This window comes from Amycolatopsis sp. NPDC051045 (assembly GCF_040682955.1).
In the GTDB taxonomy this organism is placed as follows: domain Bacteria; phylum Actinomycetota; class Actinomycetes; order Mycobacteriales; family Pseudonocardiaceae; genus Amycolatopsis.
Window position 1 is genome coordinate 175,995 of sequence record NZ_JBFBCC010000003.1, and the last position, 13,807, is coordinate 189,801.

General features: G+C 71.2%; 12 protein-coding genes. 6 read left to right on the plus strand and 6 right to left on the minus strand.

Annotation, left to right across the window (positions count from 1 at the left end):
• Positions 1-12: 12 nt before the first annotated feature.
• A complete protein-coding gene (locus tag AB0M80_RS08590) occupies positions 13-534 on the minus strand; it encodes a YbaB/EbfC family nucleoid-associated protein (protein ID WP_364560846.1) in 522 nt (173 codons plus the stop codon).
• Positions 535-683: 149 nt separating this feature from the next.
• Between AB0M80_RS08590 and AB0M80_RS08595 the strand changes: the two genes are divergently transcribed.
• Together AB0M80_RS08595 and AB0M80_RS08600 are read left to right on the plus strand one after the other, a co-directional pair.
• Positions 684-1,031, plus strand: coding sequence for a hypothetical protein (locus AB0M80_RS08595; RefSeq protein ID WP_364560848.1), 348 nt, complete (start codon positions 684-686; stop codon positions 1,029-1,031).
• A gap of 37 nt (positions 1,032-1,068) precedes the next feature.
• Positions 1,069-1,806, plus strand: coding sequence for a TetR/AcrR family transcriptional regulator (locus AB0M80_RS08600; RefSeq protein ID WP_364560851.1), 738 nt, complete (start codon positions 1,069-1,071; stop codon positions 1,804-1,806).
• On the opposite strand, the gene AB0M80_RS08605 is transcribed toward AB0M80_RS08600, so the two are convergent.
• From AB0M80_RS08605 to AB0M80_RS08615, 3 genes are all read right to left on the minus strand, one after another.
• On the minus strand, positions 1,803-2,540 hold the full coding sequence (locus tag AB0M80_RS08605; RefSeq protein WP_364560854.1) for an SDR family oxidoreductase: 738 nt from the start codon (positions 2,538-2,540) through the stop codon (positions 1,803-1,805). The two genes, AB0M80_RS08600 and AB0M80_RS08605, sit on opposite strands and share 4 nt — an antisense overlap.
• A 90-nt stretch (positions 2,541-2,630) precedes the next feature.
• A complete protein-coding gene (leuS, locus tag AB0M80_RS08610; RefSeq protein ID WP_364560857.1) occupies positions 2,631-5,471 on the minus strand; it encodes a leucine--tRNA ligase in 2,841 nt (946 codons plus the stop codon).
• 192 nt (positions 5,472-5,663) lie between these two features.
• Entirely contained in the window at positions 5,664-6,824 is a 1,161-nt protein-coding gene (locus AB0M80_RS08615; protein WP_364560860.1) for an esterase-like activity of phytase family protein, read from the minus strand.
• A gap of 66 nt (positions 6,825-6,890) precedes the next feature.
• On the opposite strand from AB0M80_RS08615, the gene AB0M80_RS08620 reads away from it, so the two are divergent.
• Positions 6,891-7,310, plus strand: a complete 420-nt coding sequence (locus AB0M80_RS08620) for an SdpI family protein (RefSeq protein WP_364560863.1) — start codon at positions 6,891-6,893, stop codon at positions 7,308-7,310.
• Here AB0M80_RS08620 and AB0M80_RS08625 read toward each other — a convergent pair.
• Positions 7,307-7,888, minus strand: a complete 582-nt coding sequence (locus AB0M80_RS08625) for a YqgE/AlgH family protein (RefSeq protein WP_360269834.1) — start codon at positions 7,886-7,888, stop codon at positions 7,307-7,309. The two genes, AB0M80_RS08620 and AB0M80_RS08625, sit on opposite strands and share 4 nt — an antisense overlap.
• Positions 7,889-8,087: 199 nt before the next feature.
• On the opposite strand from AB0M80_RS08625, the gene AB0M80_RS08630 reads away from it, so the two are divergent.
• The 3 genes from AB0M80_RS08630 to AB0M80_RS08640 all read left to right on the plus strand — a co-directional run bounded on the left by AB0M80_RS08630 (position 8,088) and on the right by AB0M80_RS08640 (position 10,388).
• Positions 8,088-9,380, plus strand: a complete 1,293-nt coding sequence (locus AB0M80_RS08630) for an MFS transporter (RefSeq protein ID WP_364560866.1) — start codon at positions 8,088-8,090, stop codon at positions 9,378-9,380.
• A gap of 142 nt (positions 9,381-9,522) precedes the next feature.
• Positions 9,523-10,065 carry a YbaB/EbfC family nucleoid-associated protein gene (locus AB0M80_RS08635; RefSeq protein WP_364560869.1) on the plus strand — a complete coding sequence of 181 codons (543 nt, stop codon included), beginning with the start codon at positions 9,523-9,525 and terminating at the stop codon, positions 10,063-10,065.
• Positions 10,065-10,388: a WXG100 family type VII secretion target gene (locus tag AB0M80_RS08640; protein ID WP_364560871.1), complete on the plus strand. Its 324-nt coding sequence runs from the start codon at positions 10,065-10,067 to the stop codon at positions 10,386-10,388. Before AB0M80_RS08635 ends, AB0M80_RS08640 begins: the two co-directional genes overlap by 1 nt.
• 1,509 nt (positions 10,389-11,897) lie before the next feature.
• On the opposite strand, the gene AB0M80_RS08645 is transcribed toward AB0M80_RS08640, so the two are convergent.
• Entirely contained in the window at positions 11,898-13,130 is a 1,233-nt protein-coding gene (locus AB0M80_RS08645) for a hypothetical protein (protein ID WP_364560874.1), read from the minus strand.
• Between the last annotated feature and the right edge of the window lie 677 nt (positions 13,131-13,807).

Genomic DNA, 13,807 nt, shown 5'->3' on the forward strand with positions numbered 1-13,807 from the left:
TCGTTGCCCTGGTCAGCGCAGGTAGTCGCCGTCGCTGAAGTACTCGTCGTCGGCGCCGTTCTCGGACGCGTGGCGCGGCGGACCCGGGTTCGGCGTCGGTTTCGGCGCGGGTGGCGGCTCTTCCTCGGCGATGAAGCGCGAACCGTCGGCCGCGGGGGCCGCGTGGCCGCCGTCCACGAACCCTTGCGGCTCGGGCTCGGGGTACTCGCGGTGGAGCTGGTCGACCAGCTCGTTCATCGTCTCGGTGCCGGCGATCGACGGGATCCCGTCCTGGACAGCGTCCGCCAGCCGGCTCTGCGCGCGCTGAACGGTTCGCAGGATCTCGTCCGCGAGGTTCGCCTTCTCCCGCACCGCGTGCCCGATCTGCAGGCCGACGAGGTTGCCGAGGTGGTTGACCTTGACCGCGATCTGGCCGTCCTGGCTGCGCTCCGACACGGAGACCGCGGCCATCTCGGCCTGCATGCGGTCGCCCCGCTGCTTGGCCTCGGCGATCTTGGCGTCGAAGCTCGCCAGTAGCTGCTCAGGGTTCGACACGCGAACCTCCCCTGTTCACGTCAGTAGCCGTACGGCGACCGAGTGTGGCATACCGGCCCGACAGTTTCGGGGGAGTTCCGGTTTTCCCCACCCCAGCCGGGTGGTCATCCTGGTGTTCGTGCAGGTCGGCGGCTCATAGCGTGACTTCCATGAGCATTTCCGACTGGAAACGGACGATCTACGCGGCCCTCGCGCTACCCACGTACCTGGCCGGCCCGAAGGCGCGGAATCGGCTCGCGCGGCGGTGGCTGGGGGCCGAGCCGAAAACGGGCGGCCTTCCCGCCGCCGTCGCGGCTTTCCCGGTCGCCTTGCTGGTCTGGTACCTCGTCGGGCGGATCACGACCTTCGGGTTCTTCTGGACCGAGTCCGGCGCTGCCGGGTCGTGGGGAGGCCCCTCGCTGATCGGCGCGTGGGCCGTGCACTTCTTCGCGGCGCTCGGGATGTCCGTCGTGTGCATGTGGGTGCTGCGGCCGCTGACGCGGTGGCAGGTGCGTTAATGCAAAATCTGTCGTACTAAGCACCTAGACTGTTCGGATGAGCCACCCCACGCGGAGGGGTCGCGCGCGTGCGGCTACCGAACAGGACATCCGGCGAACCGCCCGGAGGCTGCTCGTCGAGCAAGGGCCGGAGGCGGTCACGCTGCGCGCCATCGCACGGGAGCTGGGGATCACCGCACCCGCGCTCTACCGCTACTACGAATCCCGCGACGACCTCGTCGAGAACCTGCGGCTGGACGTCTGCGCCGACCTGGCCGACGAGCTCGCCGAGGAGATCGCCGAGCTGCCGGACGACGGGATGCTGCAGCTGTTCGCCATCTGCAAGGGTTTCCGGCGGTGGGCGCTCACCCACACGAAGGAGTTCACGCTGGTCTTCGCGTCACCGACCGGCGGGGTCGGGTCGACGTCGGGGAGCGCGCTGAGCCGGGTCGACGAGCCGTTCGGGCGGATCTTCCTCGCCGCTGCCGGGCGGGTGCTCGCGCGGACCGACATCGTGCTGCCCTCCGCCAGCGGCGTGCCCGACGAGCTGCGGGACGACTTCAAGACGTTCCAGGAATCGCTGGTCGCCGTGCTCGCCGAGTCCGATCAGGACGTGCCGGTGGAAAAGATCGACCTCGGCGTGACGTACCTGATGATCCAGTTCTGGGCCCGGCTCTACGGGCACGTCACGCTCGAGGTCTTCGGCAACTACCCGATCCCGATGTCCAAACCGGACGTCCTGTTCGAGGCGATGCTCATCGACCTCGCCCGGGAGATCGGGCTCTACACCGGTTAGGCGGCGTGACCGCCGTCCACCGAGAGGGTCGTCGCCGTGATGTACGCGCTGGCCGGTGCCGCCAGGTAAGCGACGGCCGCCGCCACTTCGGACGGCGTGCCGTAGCGGTCGAACGCCGTCAACGCCCGCTGGTCCGCCGCGTACGGGCCGTCGGCCGGGTTCATGTCCGTGTCCGTCGGGCCCGGGTGGACCAGGTTCACCGTGATGCCGCGCGGGCCCAGCTCGCGCGCCAGCGCCTTGGTCAGGCCGACCATCGCCGCCTTGCTCGTCGCGTACAGCGCCATGCCCGGGCCGGGCACGCGGTCGGTGACGCAGCTGCCGATCGTGACCACGCGGCCGCCTTCGCCCAGGTGCGCGGCCGCCGCCTGCGTCACCGCGAACACGCCGCGGACGTTCACCGCCAGCACGCGGTCGACGTCCTCGATCGTCGTGTCGGCCAGGGGACCGACGAAGCCGACGCCCGCGTTGTTCACCAGCACGTCGAGCCGGCCGAACTCGGCCACCGCCGCGTCCACCGCCGCCGACACCGCGGCCGCGTCCGCCGAATCCGCCTGGATCGCCAGCGCTCGGCGGCCGAGGTTCTTGATCTCTTCGACCACCTCGGCCGCCCGCGCGGCGTTGCTCTGGTACGTCAGCGCGACGTCCGCGCCGTCTTCGGCGAGCCGCAGTGCCGTGGCCGCGCCGATGCCGCGGCTGCCGCCCGTCACCAGCGCCACCTTGCCGTCGAGGGTCATCCCCGGTTCTCCTTCGATCGAACGGTTTTCCTTGACCGTTCAATCAAATCGGGGACGACCAGCGAACACCGGCGGCTTTCCGCCGTGGCGCTAGACGACGATGTTGACCAGCCGCCCCGGCACCACGATCACCTTGCGCGGCGAGCCGTCGCCGACGAGCGCAGCTACCTTCTCGTCGGCCAGCGCCGCGGCCTGGACCGCCTCCCGGGTGGCGTCGGCCGGCACCGTGACGCGGGAGCGGACCTTGCCGTTGACCTGGATCGGGTACTCGACCGAGTCCTCCACCAGGTACTTCTCGTCCACCACCGGGAACGGGCCCTGCACCAGCGAGTCCACGTGCCCCAGCCGGTGCCACAGCTCCTCCGCCAGGTGCGGGGCCAGCGGCGCCAGCATCAGCACCAGCGGCTCGGCCAGCTCGCGCGGCGTCGCCGCGGCCGAGCCGTACACCTTGGTGACGTGGTTGTTCAGCTCGATCAGCTTCGCGCCGGCCGTGTTGAACCGCATCTCCGCGTAGTCCTCGCGAACGCCGGCGATGGTGCGGTGCAGCACCTTCCGATCCGCTTCCGAGGCGTCCTCTGTGGACACCCGCAGCTCGCCGGTCGTCTCGTCGACGACCAGGCGCCACAGCCGCTGCAGGAACCGGTGCGCGCCCACGACGTCCTTGGTCGCCCAGGGGCGCGACATCGCCAGCGGACCCATCGCCATCTCGTAGAACCGGAACGTGTCGGCGCCGTAGTTCTCGGCCATCTCGTCCGGCGTGACGACGTTCTTCAGGCTCTTGCCCATCTTGCCGTACTCCTGAGTGACCTCTTCGTCGTTGAAGAAGTACTTCCCGTCGCGCTCCTCGACCTGCTCGGCCGGGACGTAGACGCCGCGCGCGTCCGTGTACGCGTACGCCTCGATGTAGCCCTGGTTGAACAGCCTCCGGTACGGCTCCTTCGACGTGACGTGCCCCAGGTCGAACAGCACCTTGTGCCAGAACCGCGAGTACAGCAGGTGCAGCACCGCGTGCTCGACGCCGCCGACGTACAGGTCGACGCCGCCGGTGTCGTCCGCGCCGTGCTCGCCCGCCTGCGGGCCCATCCAGTACGCCTCGTTCTCCGGCGCGCAGAACGTCTCCGCGTTCGTCGGGTCCAGGTAACGCAGCTGGTACCAGCACGAACCCGCCCAGTTCGGCATCGTGTTGATGTCGCGGCGGTAGGTCTTCGGGCCGTCGCCCAGGTCCAGCTCGACCTCGACCCAGTCGGTCGCGCGGGCCAGCGGCGACGACGGCATCGAGTCGCGGTCCTCGGGGTCGAACGTCACCGGCGAGTAGTCGGCGACCTCGGGCAGCTCGATCGGCAGCATCGACTCGGGGACGGCGTGTACCTCACCGTTCTCGTCGTAGACCACCGGGAACGGCTCGCCCCAGTAGCGCTGGCGCGAGAACAGCCAGTCGCGCAGCTTGTACTGCACGGTGCCGGTGCCGGCGCCCTTTCCGGCCAGCCAGTCGATGATCGTCTTCTTGGCTTCGGCGACGTCCATGCCGTCCAGGAAGCTCGAGTTGATCGCCGGGCCGTCGCCGGTGTACGCCTTGCCGTCGAAGCCTTCGGACGGCTGCACGGTCCGGATGATCTCCAGCCCGAACTTCTCGGCGAACTCCCAGTCCCGCACGTCCTGGCCGGGCACGGCCATGATCGCGCCGGTGCCGTAGCCCATCAGCACGTAGTCGGCGACGAAGATCGGGATCTGCTTGTCGTTGACCGGGTTCGTCGCGTACGCGCCGGTGAAGACGCCGGTCTTCTCCTTGTTCTCCTGCCGGTCCAGCTCGGACTTGCGGGAGGCGGCGACGCGGTAGTCCTTGATCGCCTCGGCGGGCGTCGCCGCGCCACCGGTCCAGCGCTCGTCGACGCCTTCCGGCCATGCGGCCACCGTCAGCTTGTCGACCAGCGGGTGCTCCGGCGCCAGCACCATGTACGTGGCACCGAACAGCGTGTCCGGCCGGGTCGTGAAGACCTCGATCGCGTCGTCACCGGACCGGAACGTGACGCGGGCGCCGTGCGAGCGGCCGATCCAGTTCCGCTGCATGGACTTGACCTTCTCCGGCCAGTCCAGCAGGTCCAGGTCGTCGACCAGGCGATCGGCGTACGCGGTGATCCGCATCATCCACTGCCGCAGGCTGCGGCGGAAGACGGGGAAATTGCCGCGCTCGCTGCGGCCGTCCGCGGTGACCTCTTCGTTCGACAGCACCGTGCCCAGGCCCGGGCACCAGTTGACCGGCGCCTCGGAGATGTACACCAGGCGGTGGTCATCGATGATCGTCTTGCGCTCGGCGGCGCTCAGCGACGCCCAGTCCTTGTTGCCCGGCACCGGGCGCGAGCCGTCGGCGAACGCGGCTTCCAGCTCCGCGATCGGCCGCGCCTTGCCCGCCTCGGTGTCGTACCAGGAGTTGAAGATCTGCAGGAAGATCCACTGCGTCCAGCGGTAGTACTCGGGGTCGATCGTGGAGATGCGGCGGCGTTCGTCGTGGCCCAGGCCCAGACGCCGGATCTGGCGCAGGTAGGTCCGGATGTTCTCCTCGGTCGTCTTGCGCGGGTGCTGGCCCGTCTGGACCGCGTACTGCTCGGCCGGCAGGCCGAACGCGTCGAAGCCCATCGTGTGCAGCACGTTGCGCCCGATCATCCGGTGGTACCGGGCGAAGACGTCGGTGCTGATGAAGCCCAGCGGGTGCCCGACGTGCAGGCCGGAGCCCGACGGGTACGGGAACATGTCCTGGACGAACAGCTTGTCGCTGGGGACGGACTGCCCTTCGACGGCGAGCGGCCCGACCGGGTTGGGCGCGTGGAACGTGCCCTGGTCGGCCCAGTGGTCCTGCCAGCGCTGCTCGATCTGACCCGCCAGCGCGGCCGTGTAGCGGTGCGCCGGGACGTCGGTCCCTGTCGCCTCAGTCATGACGTCTTCCTTTGTTCAAGCTCGAGGCATTCGTTCCCGCCGAGAGCTCATCGATACAGCCGCTCCAGAAACAACTCGACCCCTCAGCCACTAGGGCATGAGGGGTCGCCGCGCCGGCCGGGCCGGGCCCGGTCAGCGCGGCAGGCTAAGGAGCAGCCGAGCCGTGTTCATACTGTCATCGTAACTTGCTGGTCAAAGCCGTTCGGAGGGGACCGCCAGTGCGACGACCTGGGTGACCTGGGTCGCCGAGAAGTTGTTGTCGCTGACGAGCACCAGGCTGCGCTCGCCGTCCGGCAGCTTCGGGCCCCACGTCATGCCTTCGATGTTGTCCACAGTGGATAGGCCGAGGTCGGCGGCGTCGAACAGGAACCGCTTCTTGACCGGCTTGACGTGTTTGGCGTCGGCGAGAGACGGCACGTTCAGGACGTTCGTCGCGCCCTTCGTGTCGATCTCGTAGACGCGGACCTTGTTGCCGACGCCGGTGCTGAACGAGCGCTCCATCATCAGGAACTTCGTCGGGTCGGCCTGGTCGACGGCCAGCATCGACGACACGCCGGTCGTGGCGAACGCCGTCGACGGCACCGGCGCGGCGAAGAGCGGCTCCTGCGGGTAGGCGTACTGCGCCAGGACCGGGCCGAACCGCGACTGCAGGGTGATCCGCGAGAGCGCGCCGGTGGTCGTCGTCGGCTCCGGGCCGTCCTGCAGCAGTGGACCCTCGACCTCGCTGGCCAGCAGCGAGCCGAACCCGGTGAAGGTGATGCCTTCGAGGACCAGGTTCTGCCGCGGCCCGGTGGTCGGCGTCATCTTCTCGTTCGCGGGGATCGGCAGGTCGCGGACGTATTTTCCGTCGCGGCGCGCCTCCCGGACCGACGGGTCGATCAACGTCGTCGCCGTCCGCTCACCCTCCTGCGACCAGTAGTAGCCGCCGCTCCACGGGTCGACGCGCAGCTCTTCGGGATCCACCGTCTGCTCGTTCTGCGGCTTCGCCGGGTCGTTCTGCGCGAGCGGCGGGTACGGCGTTCCGTCGGGGCGAAGCAGCGGCTTGGTGCCGGTGAAGGTGACCGGGCCGACGCCGTTCGCCGACACCGGGAAGGTGGCGGTGTAGAAGCGGGCGGGGTTGATCGCGGACCGGTCGTCGCAGATCAGGGCGTAGCCGCCGGTCCGGGGGTCGTAGTCGATGCTGGACAGGCCGCCGACCGTCGTGCCCTGGAACGGCAGGGAGTTCGGGACGATCCGCTCGCCGAGCAGCCGGATCGGCCGCTGGTGACCCTCGGTGGCGCTCGCCGGCGAGGCGGCGAGGATCCCCCCGATCAGGGCAGTGGCCAGCACAGTGGGCAGTACGCGTGGTGACATGGCCTGTAGCACAGTCGATCAGGGTATCCGGCAGGTTGCCGGGACGTCACGCTTATCCTTGACCTCGTGTTCGCTATCGCGCTGGTTCCGGTCGTGCTGGGTCTGCTCGTCGGCTTTGGTGGGTTCCTCGGTTTCCGTGAGCGCTTGACGCGCGAGGGCGGCACCGGGGTGCGCACCCAGGCGGCGTTGCGCAGCGAAGAAGCGTTCAAGCTGGCCAACCGCGTCGCGAGCCTGCCGACCATGGCCGGGGGCGCGATCTCCGTCCTCACCGGGCTGGCCGGGCTCGCCATGCCGACGACCGGCGGCCTGATCGCCGCCGCGCTCGCGGGCGTGCTCGCCATGTTGCTGCTGGTCATGGGCGGGGGCGTGCTCGGCAACCGGGCCGCGCTGAGCGTGCCCGCCCCGGCTCCGGCGGCGCCGGCCGGGTGCAGCGGTTGCGCGTGCGGCGCCGGCGGCTGCGGCGTCTTCAAGAAGGAAGAGGCCTAATTCCGCTGGAGGTCGCCCGGGTGGGTGGCCAGTAGCGCGAGCGGGATGCCCTGACGGCGCAGGACCTGGCTCCACAGGTCGCCGTCCGGCGAGGCCAGGATGTCGCTCGGCAGCGCCGGCACGATGACCCAGTCGTCGCGCTCGATCTCGCCGGCCAGCTGCCCCGAGTCCCAGCCCGCGTAGCCGGCGAACACGCGCACGCCGCGGACCTTCGGCACCAGCACCTCGGGATCGGTGTCCAGGTCGACCAGCGCGACCGGGCCGCGGACCGCGATCACCCCGGGCACGCTCGCCGCCGTCTCGCCGGTGCGCAACGCGGCCAGGCACAACGCGGTCTTCTTCTCGACCGGCCCGCCGACGAACACCGCCTGCGGCTCGGCGACGTGCCCGCCCCAGCTGGGCAGCACGTCGTGCACCGCGACGTCGCTCGGCCGGTTCAGGACCACGCCGAGCGTGCCCTCCTCGCGATGATCGATGACGAACACCACGGTCCGGCGGAAGTTGGGATCGACCATCGTGGGGGCGGCGACCAGGAGCGTTCCCGGTTCAACCTCGGCGTCCGCTGGCACGCGACCCATGATCCCACTCCCGGCCCGGCGAATTACTTCGGCTCGGGAACAATCGCCCCAGCAGCCTCGTTTGAAACAGTGGCCGGCGCACTCCGTGTCCCCCGGGCTCACTGAAGAACCGCCTTTGTGGAATACCGTCCGGCTGGAGCCACACTGCGCATAGCCGCCGAGAGGCGACCTCAGTGCGTCGGCCCCTTACCCTGGCTTCGTGACGATCAGCGCCCGGACGACGACAGTGCGAAGAGGGCCTCGGGAACTGCTCAAAGACCCGGACTTCCGGCGGCTCCTCTTCACCCGCTTCGCCGCCAGCTGGGGTGACGGCGTCTTCCGAGCCGGCCTCGCCGGAGCCGTGCTGTTCAACCCCGAGCGCGCCGCCGATCCGCTGGCCATCGCCGGCGGGTTCGCCGCGCTGCTGCTGCCGTACTCGGTCGTCGGCCCGTTCGCCGGCGCCCTGCTGGACCGCTGGGACCGCCGGAAGGTCCTGATCTTCGCGAACCTCCTGCGTGGGCTGGCGATCGTCGCCGCGTCCACCGCCGTCGGGCTCGGGTTCGGCGGTCTCGGGCTGTTTTCGCTGGCCCTGGCCGCGGAAGGGATCTCGCGCTTCATCGGCTCCGGGCTCTCGGCGTCGCTGCCGCACGTCGTGGAGGAGGAGAGCGTCGTGACGGCGAACGCGTTCGCCACGACCCTCGGCTCGGTGGTCGCCGTCCTCGGCGGCGGCTGCGCGATCGGCCTGCGGGCCCTGTTCGGCAGCGACAACGCCGGATCGGCGTACACCACGGTGTTCGCCGTCCTCGGCACTTTGGTTTCGGCATTCATCGCGCGCGGCTTCGTGCGGGGCGTGCTCGGGCCGTCGGTGGTGGACGAGCCGCCGAACCCCCTGCTGGCCGTCGCGCGGGGGCTGGCCGACGGCGCGAAGCACGCGTGGCGCGCGCCCAGCGTCACGGCCGGGTTCGTCGCGCTGTTCGCGCACCGGGCGTCGTTCGGGGTGTCGCTGCTGGTCACCGTGCTGATGATGCGGAACTACTTCACCGACCACGGCGTCTTCCGCGCCGGGCTGCCCGGCCTCGGGCAGATGGCCGCGCTCGCCGGCACCGGCCTGCTGCTGGCCGGGCTGCTGACCGCCCGGCTGATCCGCGTCTTCGGCCGGCTGCGCGCGGTGCTCGGCGCGCTGGTGCTCGCGGCGATCGCGCAGTCCGCACTGGGCCTGCCGATGGTGCTGCCGCTGGCGCTGCTCGCGTCGTTCGTGATCACCGGGGCGGGGCAGGTGCTCAAGCTCTGCGTCGATTCGTCGATCCAGCTCGACGTCGCCGACGAAGCCCGCGGCCGGGTGTTCGCGCTGTACGACACGCTGTTCAACATCACGCAGGTGGCCGCGGTTTCCCTGGGCGCGCTGGTCGTGCCGGACGACGGGCGTTCGCCGGGCCTGCTCATCGCCGCGACGGTCTGCTACCTGGTCGGCGGAGCGGGCTACGTGGTCGCTCGACGCCGCGTGATTCGCTGAGGCAAACACCCGAACCGGTCACGGTCACTGCTCCATTGGCATTAGGGTGACGGCAAGTCATTAGTAGGTTCGAGGGACACCGGGGGCACCTGTGACCACCGCGGGCGACGACCGTGCACGGCTCGAAGCACGCAATGCCGCGATGAAGGACCAGATGGACACCCTCCTGGAGAACTTCGAGCGGCAGACGGCGCAGCTGCGCGACGCCCAGGCCGCGGCCGCGGAAACCACCGCTCAGGTCAGTTCCCCCGACGGCTTGGTCCGCGCCACCATCGACGCCGGCGGCAGCCTCGCGAAACTCGAATTCGCCCCGAACACGTTCGAACGCACGACGCCCGCACAACTCGCGAACACCGTCCAGTCGCTCGTGCGTCAAGGATCGCTGCAGGTCAAGCAGAAGATCGCCGACCTGATGGCGCCGATCACCGAGGGCCTGCCCGACCTCGCCGACCTGGTCGAGGGCGCGCCGTCGCTGGCCGGGCTGGTGCCACCGATCCCCGAGTTCGACGAGCTCGCCGAGGAAACGCCGGCACCGCGGCCGGAGTCGTTCGAAGACGGCGGATCGATCCTGCGCAACGACCAGGCGCCGCCGGTGCCCGCCCCGAAGCCGGCTCCCAAGCGCGTCCGCCCGCCGCGTGAGGAGGACGAGGAGCCACCGTCGTCCTGGATGACGAGGGGCGACTGATGCCGGACGGGGGTGCCGGCTTCACCGCGGAGCCGGACGCGGTGCTGCGCGCGTCGAACGGCCTGGTGACGGCGGCCGACGGGCTCGACAACGCGGCGAAGGCGCTGCAGGCGGCCCTCGCCGCGCAGGGCGAGTGCTGGGGCGGCGACGACTCCGGCAAGGAGTTCGCCAAGGACTACGTGCCGGGCGCGCAGGGCGCCGTCGACGGGTTCACCAACCTCGTGCAGGGGTTGCGGGGGATGCAGCAGAACGTCGCCAAGTCGATGAAGGCCCTTTCGGGCGCCGACGAAGACGTGTCGTCCCAGCTCGGCAAGGGGCAATGACGCGTGGGGATGGAGATGCCCGACGCGGTCAAGTGGCTGCTGCCGATCGTCGTCGGGGAGAGCTGGCCCGAGGGCGACGAGACCAAGCTGCGCGCGCTGCGGGACGCGTGGCACGCGGCGTCGTCGGCGATCGGGCCGGTCTCCGAGACGGGCAACCAGGCGGCGTCGGGCATCCGCGACAACTGGACGGGTGACGGCGCCGACGCGTTCGCCGAGCAGTGGAAGAAGTTCGTCGAGGGCGACGAGGCGTACTTCAAGCAGCTGGCCGACGCGACGAAGGCCCTCGGGGATTCGTGCGACCAGACGGCACTGGACGTCGAGTACACGAAGTACATGATCATCATCTCGCTGATCGTGCTGGCGGCCCAGATCGCGGCGATGATCGCGGCGGCGGCGGTGACGTTCGGCGGCTCGACGGCGGGGATCGCGCCGGCCCAGATCGCCACCCGGATGACCGTGCAGATGCTGTTCCGGCAGCTGCTCGAGAAGCTGGCCCAGCAGGGGTTCAAGCAGGTCGCCAAGGAGCTGCTGGAGAAGCTGCTCAAGCAGGGCCTCAAGAAGATCGGCATGGAGGTCCTCAAGAACGAGGCCATCAACCTCGGGATGGACGCGGGCATCCAGGGCTTGCAGATGGCGAAGGGCGATCGGCAGAACTGGGACTGGTCCAAGACGTCCGACGCAGCGATTTCCGGCGCGGTGGGCGGAGTCGTGGGAGCGGCTTCGGGGTCGATCGGACGCGGGGCGACGGAGGGGCTTTCGCACAGTGCCGGCGGCCAGATCGCGGACGCGGCTCTCCGGGCCGGGACGCGCGGGGCGGTCGAGGGGGTCGCCCAGACGGTGGGGCAGGCGGCCGTCACCGGGGATCTGGGGTCGCTGACGCCGGAGCAGCTGCTGATGGGTGCGTCGAGCGGTGCCGTGGGAGGTGCGGCCGGGGGCGCGAAGGAGCAGATGCACTCGGTTCACGAGGCGAACATCCCGGGAGAGCCCGGCGGGTCGGGTGGGTCTGATCGGGAGCCGGGTTCTTCGTCGGAGTCCGGGTCGCGGGGTGAGTCCGAGTCGCGAGGTGAGTCCGACTCGCCTGAGTCGGACTCGCCTGAGTCGGACTCGCCTGAGTCGGACTCGCCTGAGTCGGACTCGCCTGAGTCGCGCGGCGAGGAGGCCCGGCGCGAGCCCGAATCACGCGGCGAAGAACCACGGCGCGAGGGGTCATCCGCGGCTGGGTCAGGCGGTGAGGAGCCACGCCCGGAGTCCTCGCGGGCCGAGTCACGCAGCGAGGAGGCCCGGCGTGAGGCATCGCCTGAGGCCGAGTCACGAGGTGGGGAGCCACGCCCGGAGCCCGCATCACGTAGCGAAGAACCACGGCGCGAGGCATCGTCGGAGCCCGAATCACGCGGCGAAGAGCCACGCCCGGAGCGCGAATCACGCAACGAGGAGGCCCGGCGCGCGGCATCGCCCGAAGCCGAGCCACGAGGTGGGGAGCCACGCCCGGAGCCGTCCTCGCCACCCGCATCACGCGTCGAGCAACCGCCATCCGAACCCGGGTCGCGAGGCGAAGCGCCGCGCGAGGCGTCTTCCCAGCCCGAGTCGCGGAGTGAGGAGCCACGACCTGCCGCGGAGACCCGGGCGGCCGCCGAACCGTCTGTCCAACGAGAATCCGAACCGCAGCCGCGACAGTCCGAGCATCGCGCGCCCGAGGCATCGCCGGCCGCTGGTCACGTCCAGCAGGCGGAACAGCAACCCGAGGCACATCGCGCGGCGGCGTCGACCTCGTCGGCCGGACCGCAGGGCGGCTACGGCATGGCCCCACCGCCGGGATCCGGCCCGGAGCCGGGGCGACAGGGTGGCGGACGTCCGCAGGACAACGTCGGAGCGGCCGGGTTCACCGGCGGCCCGAGCCAACCGTTCGCGGCGGACGGGGGTGTGGCGCCGTTCCAGAACGGTCCGTCGCCGCAGCAGGCGCCGCCCGCGGGCGGGTTCACCCCACCTCCGCCGGGTGGGATGCCGAACGGTGCCGGTCCGGGACGTGCGGGCGGCCCGGGCCCGGGCTCGGGCGGCCCGATGCCACCGCGCGGCGAGCAGCCGCGACGGGTCCCACCGCCGGACCCCCGCCGGTTGTTGCAGGGTGGACAGCCGCCCATGCCACCCGGCGGGCAACCGACCGCCCGGCCCGGCGGACAGCCCCACCAGGGTGGACACCCGCCGATTCAGCCGGGTGGACAGCCACATCTGAGCGGACCACCGCCGGTTCACCCGGCTGCGCGACCGCACCAGGAGCCCGGCGGGCAGCCGCACGTCCAGCCGGGCGGGCAGCCACGCCAGGGCGGGCAGCCGCCGGTACAGCCAGGTGGACAGCCGCCGGTGCAGCCTGGCCCGCAGCCACACCAGAGTGGGCAGCCGCACGTCCAGCCAGGCGGACAACCACGCCAGAGTGGGCAACCGCCGGTACAGCCAGGCTCGCAACCACACCAGGGCGGGCAGCCGCACGTTCAGCCGAGCGGACAGCCGCAGGGTGGACAACCGCCGGCGCAGCCCGGCCCGCAACCACACCAGGGCGGGCAGCCGCACGTTCAGCCGAGCGGACAGCCGCAGGGTGGACAACCGCCGGCGCAGCCCGGCCCGCAACCACACCAGGGCGGACAACCGCACGTCCAGCCAGGCGGGCAGCCACGCCAGAACGGGCAGCCGTCCGTCCCGCCGCAGCACGGTGGGCAGCCGCCGGTGCAGCCGGGCGGAACGTGGCACCAGAACGGACAGCCGACGCACGGGGGGCCGCCGCCGCAGCGGGGGCCGCAGCTGCCTGGTCAGCCGCACTCGGGGCAGGCGCCGCAGGGTGGGTTGCCGCCGCGGGATCCGCGGGGGATGCCGCCGGGGCGTCCTCCTTTGCCTCCTCAGGGTGGGCCGCGGCCGCCGATGGCTGGGGGGCAGCGGCCTGCCGGGTATCCGAGCCAGCCGCGTGGTCCGCAGGGACCCGGGCCTCACCCCGGCGGGCGGCCGCCGATGCCGCCGCCACCGGGTGGCCGGCCGCCGATGCCGCCGCACGATCCGCGGCTGGGGCCGCCGCGTCCGGCGGGGCCGCCTCAGGTTCCGCCGCCACGGTTCGGTCCACCGCAGGAGCACCTCCCGCGGCCGGTGGATCCGCGAATGCCGCAGGAGCAGCCGCGGGTTCAGGGGCCTTCCGGGCAGCCGCACCAGGAACACCCGGCGCCTGCCGGCGAGCATGCGCCGGCACGCCCGGCAGAGCCCGCTGCCGAACAGGTGGCACGCGAGCAGCCGCCGGCGACCGACCAGGCAGTGCCCCAGCAACCGGCCGGAACCGAGCCACACACACCCGCCGACCAGCACGCACCCGCACAGCAACCCGCGGCGACCGAGCAGCCGGCCGACCGAACGCCTGCCCACCCGACAGAAGAACACGCCCC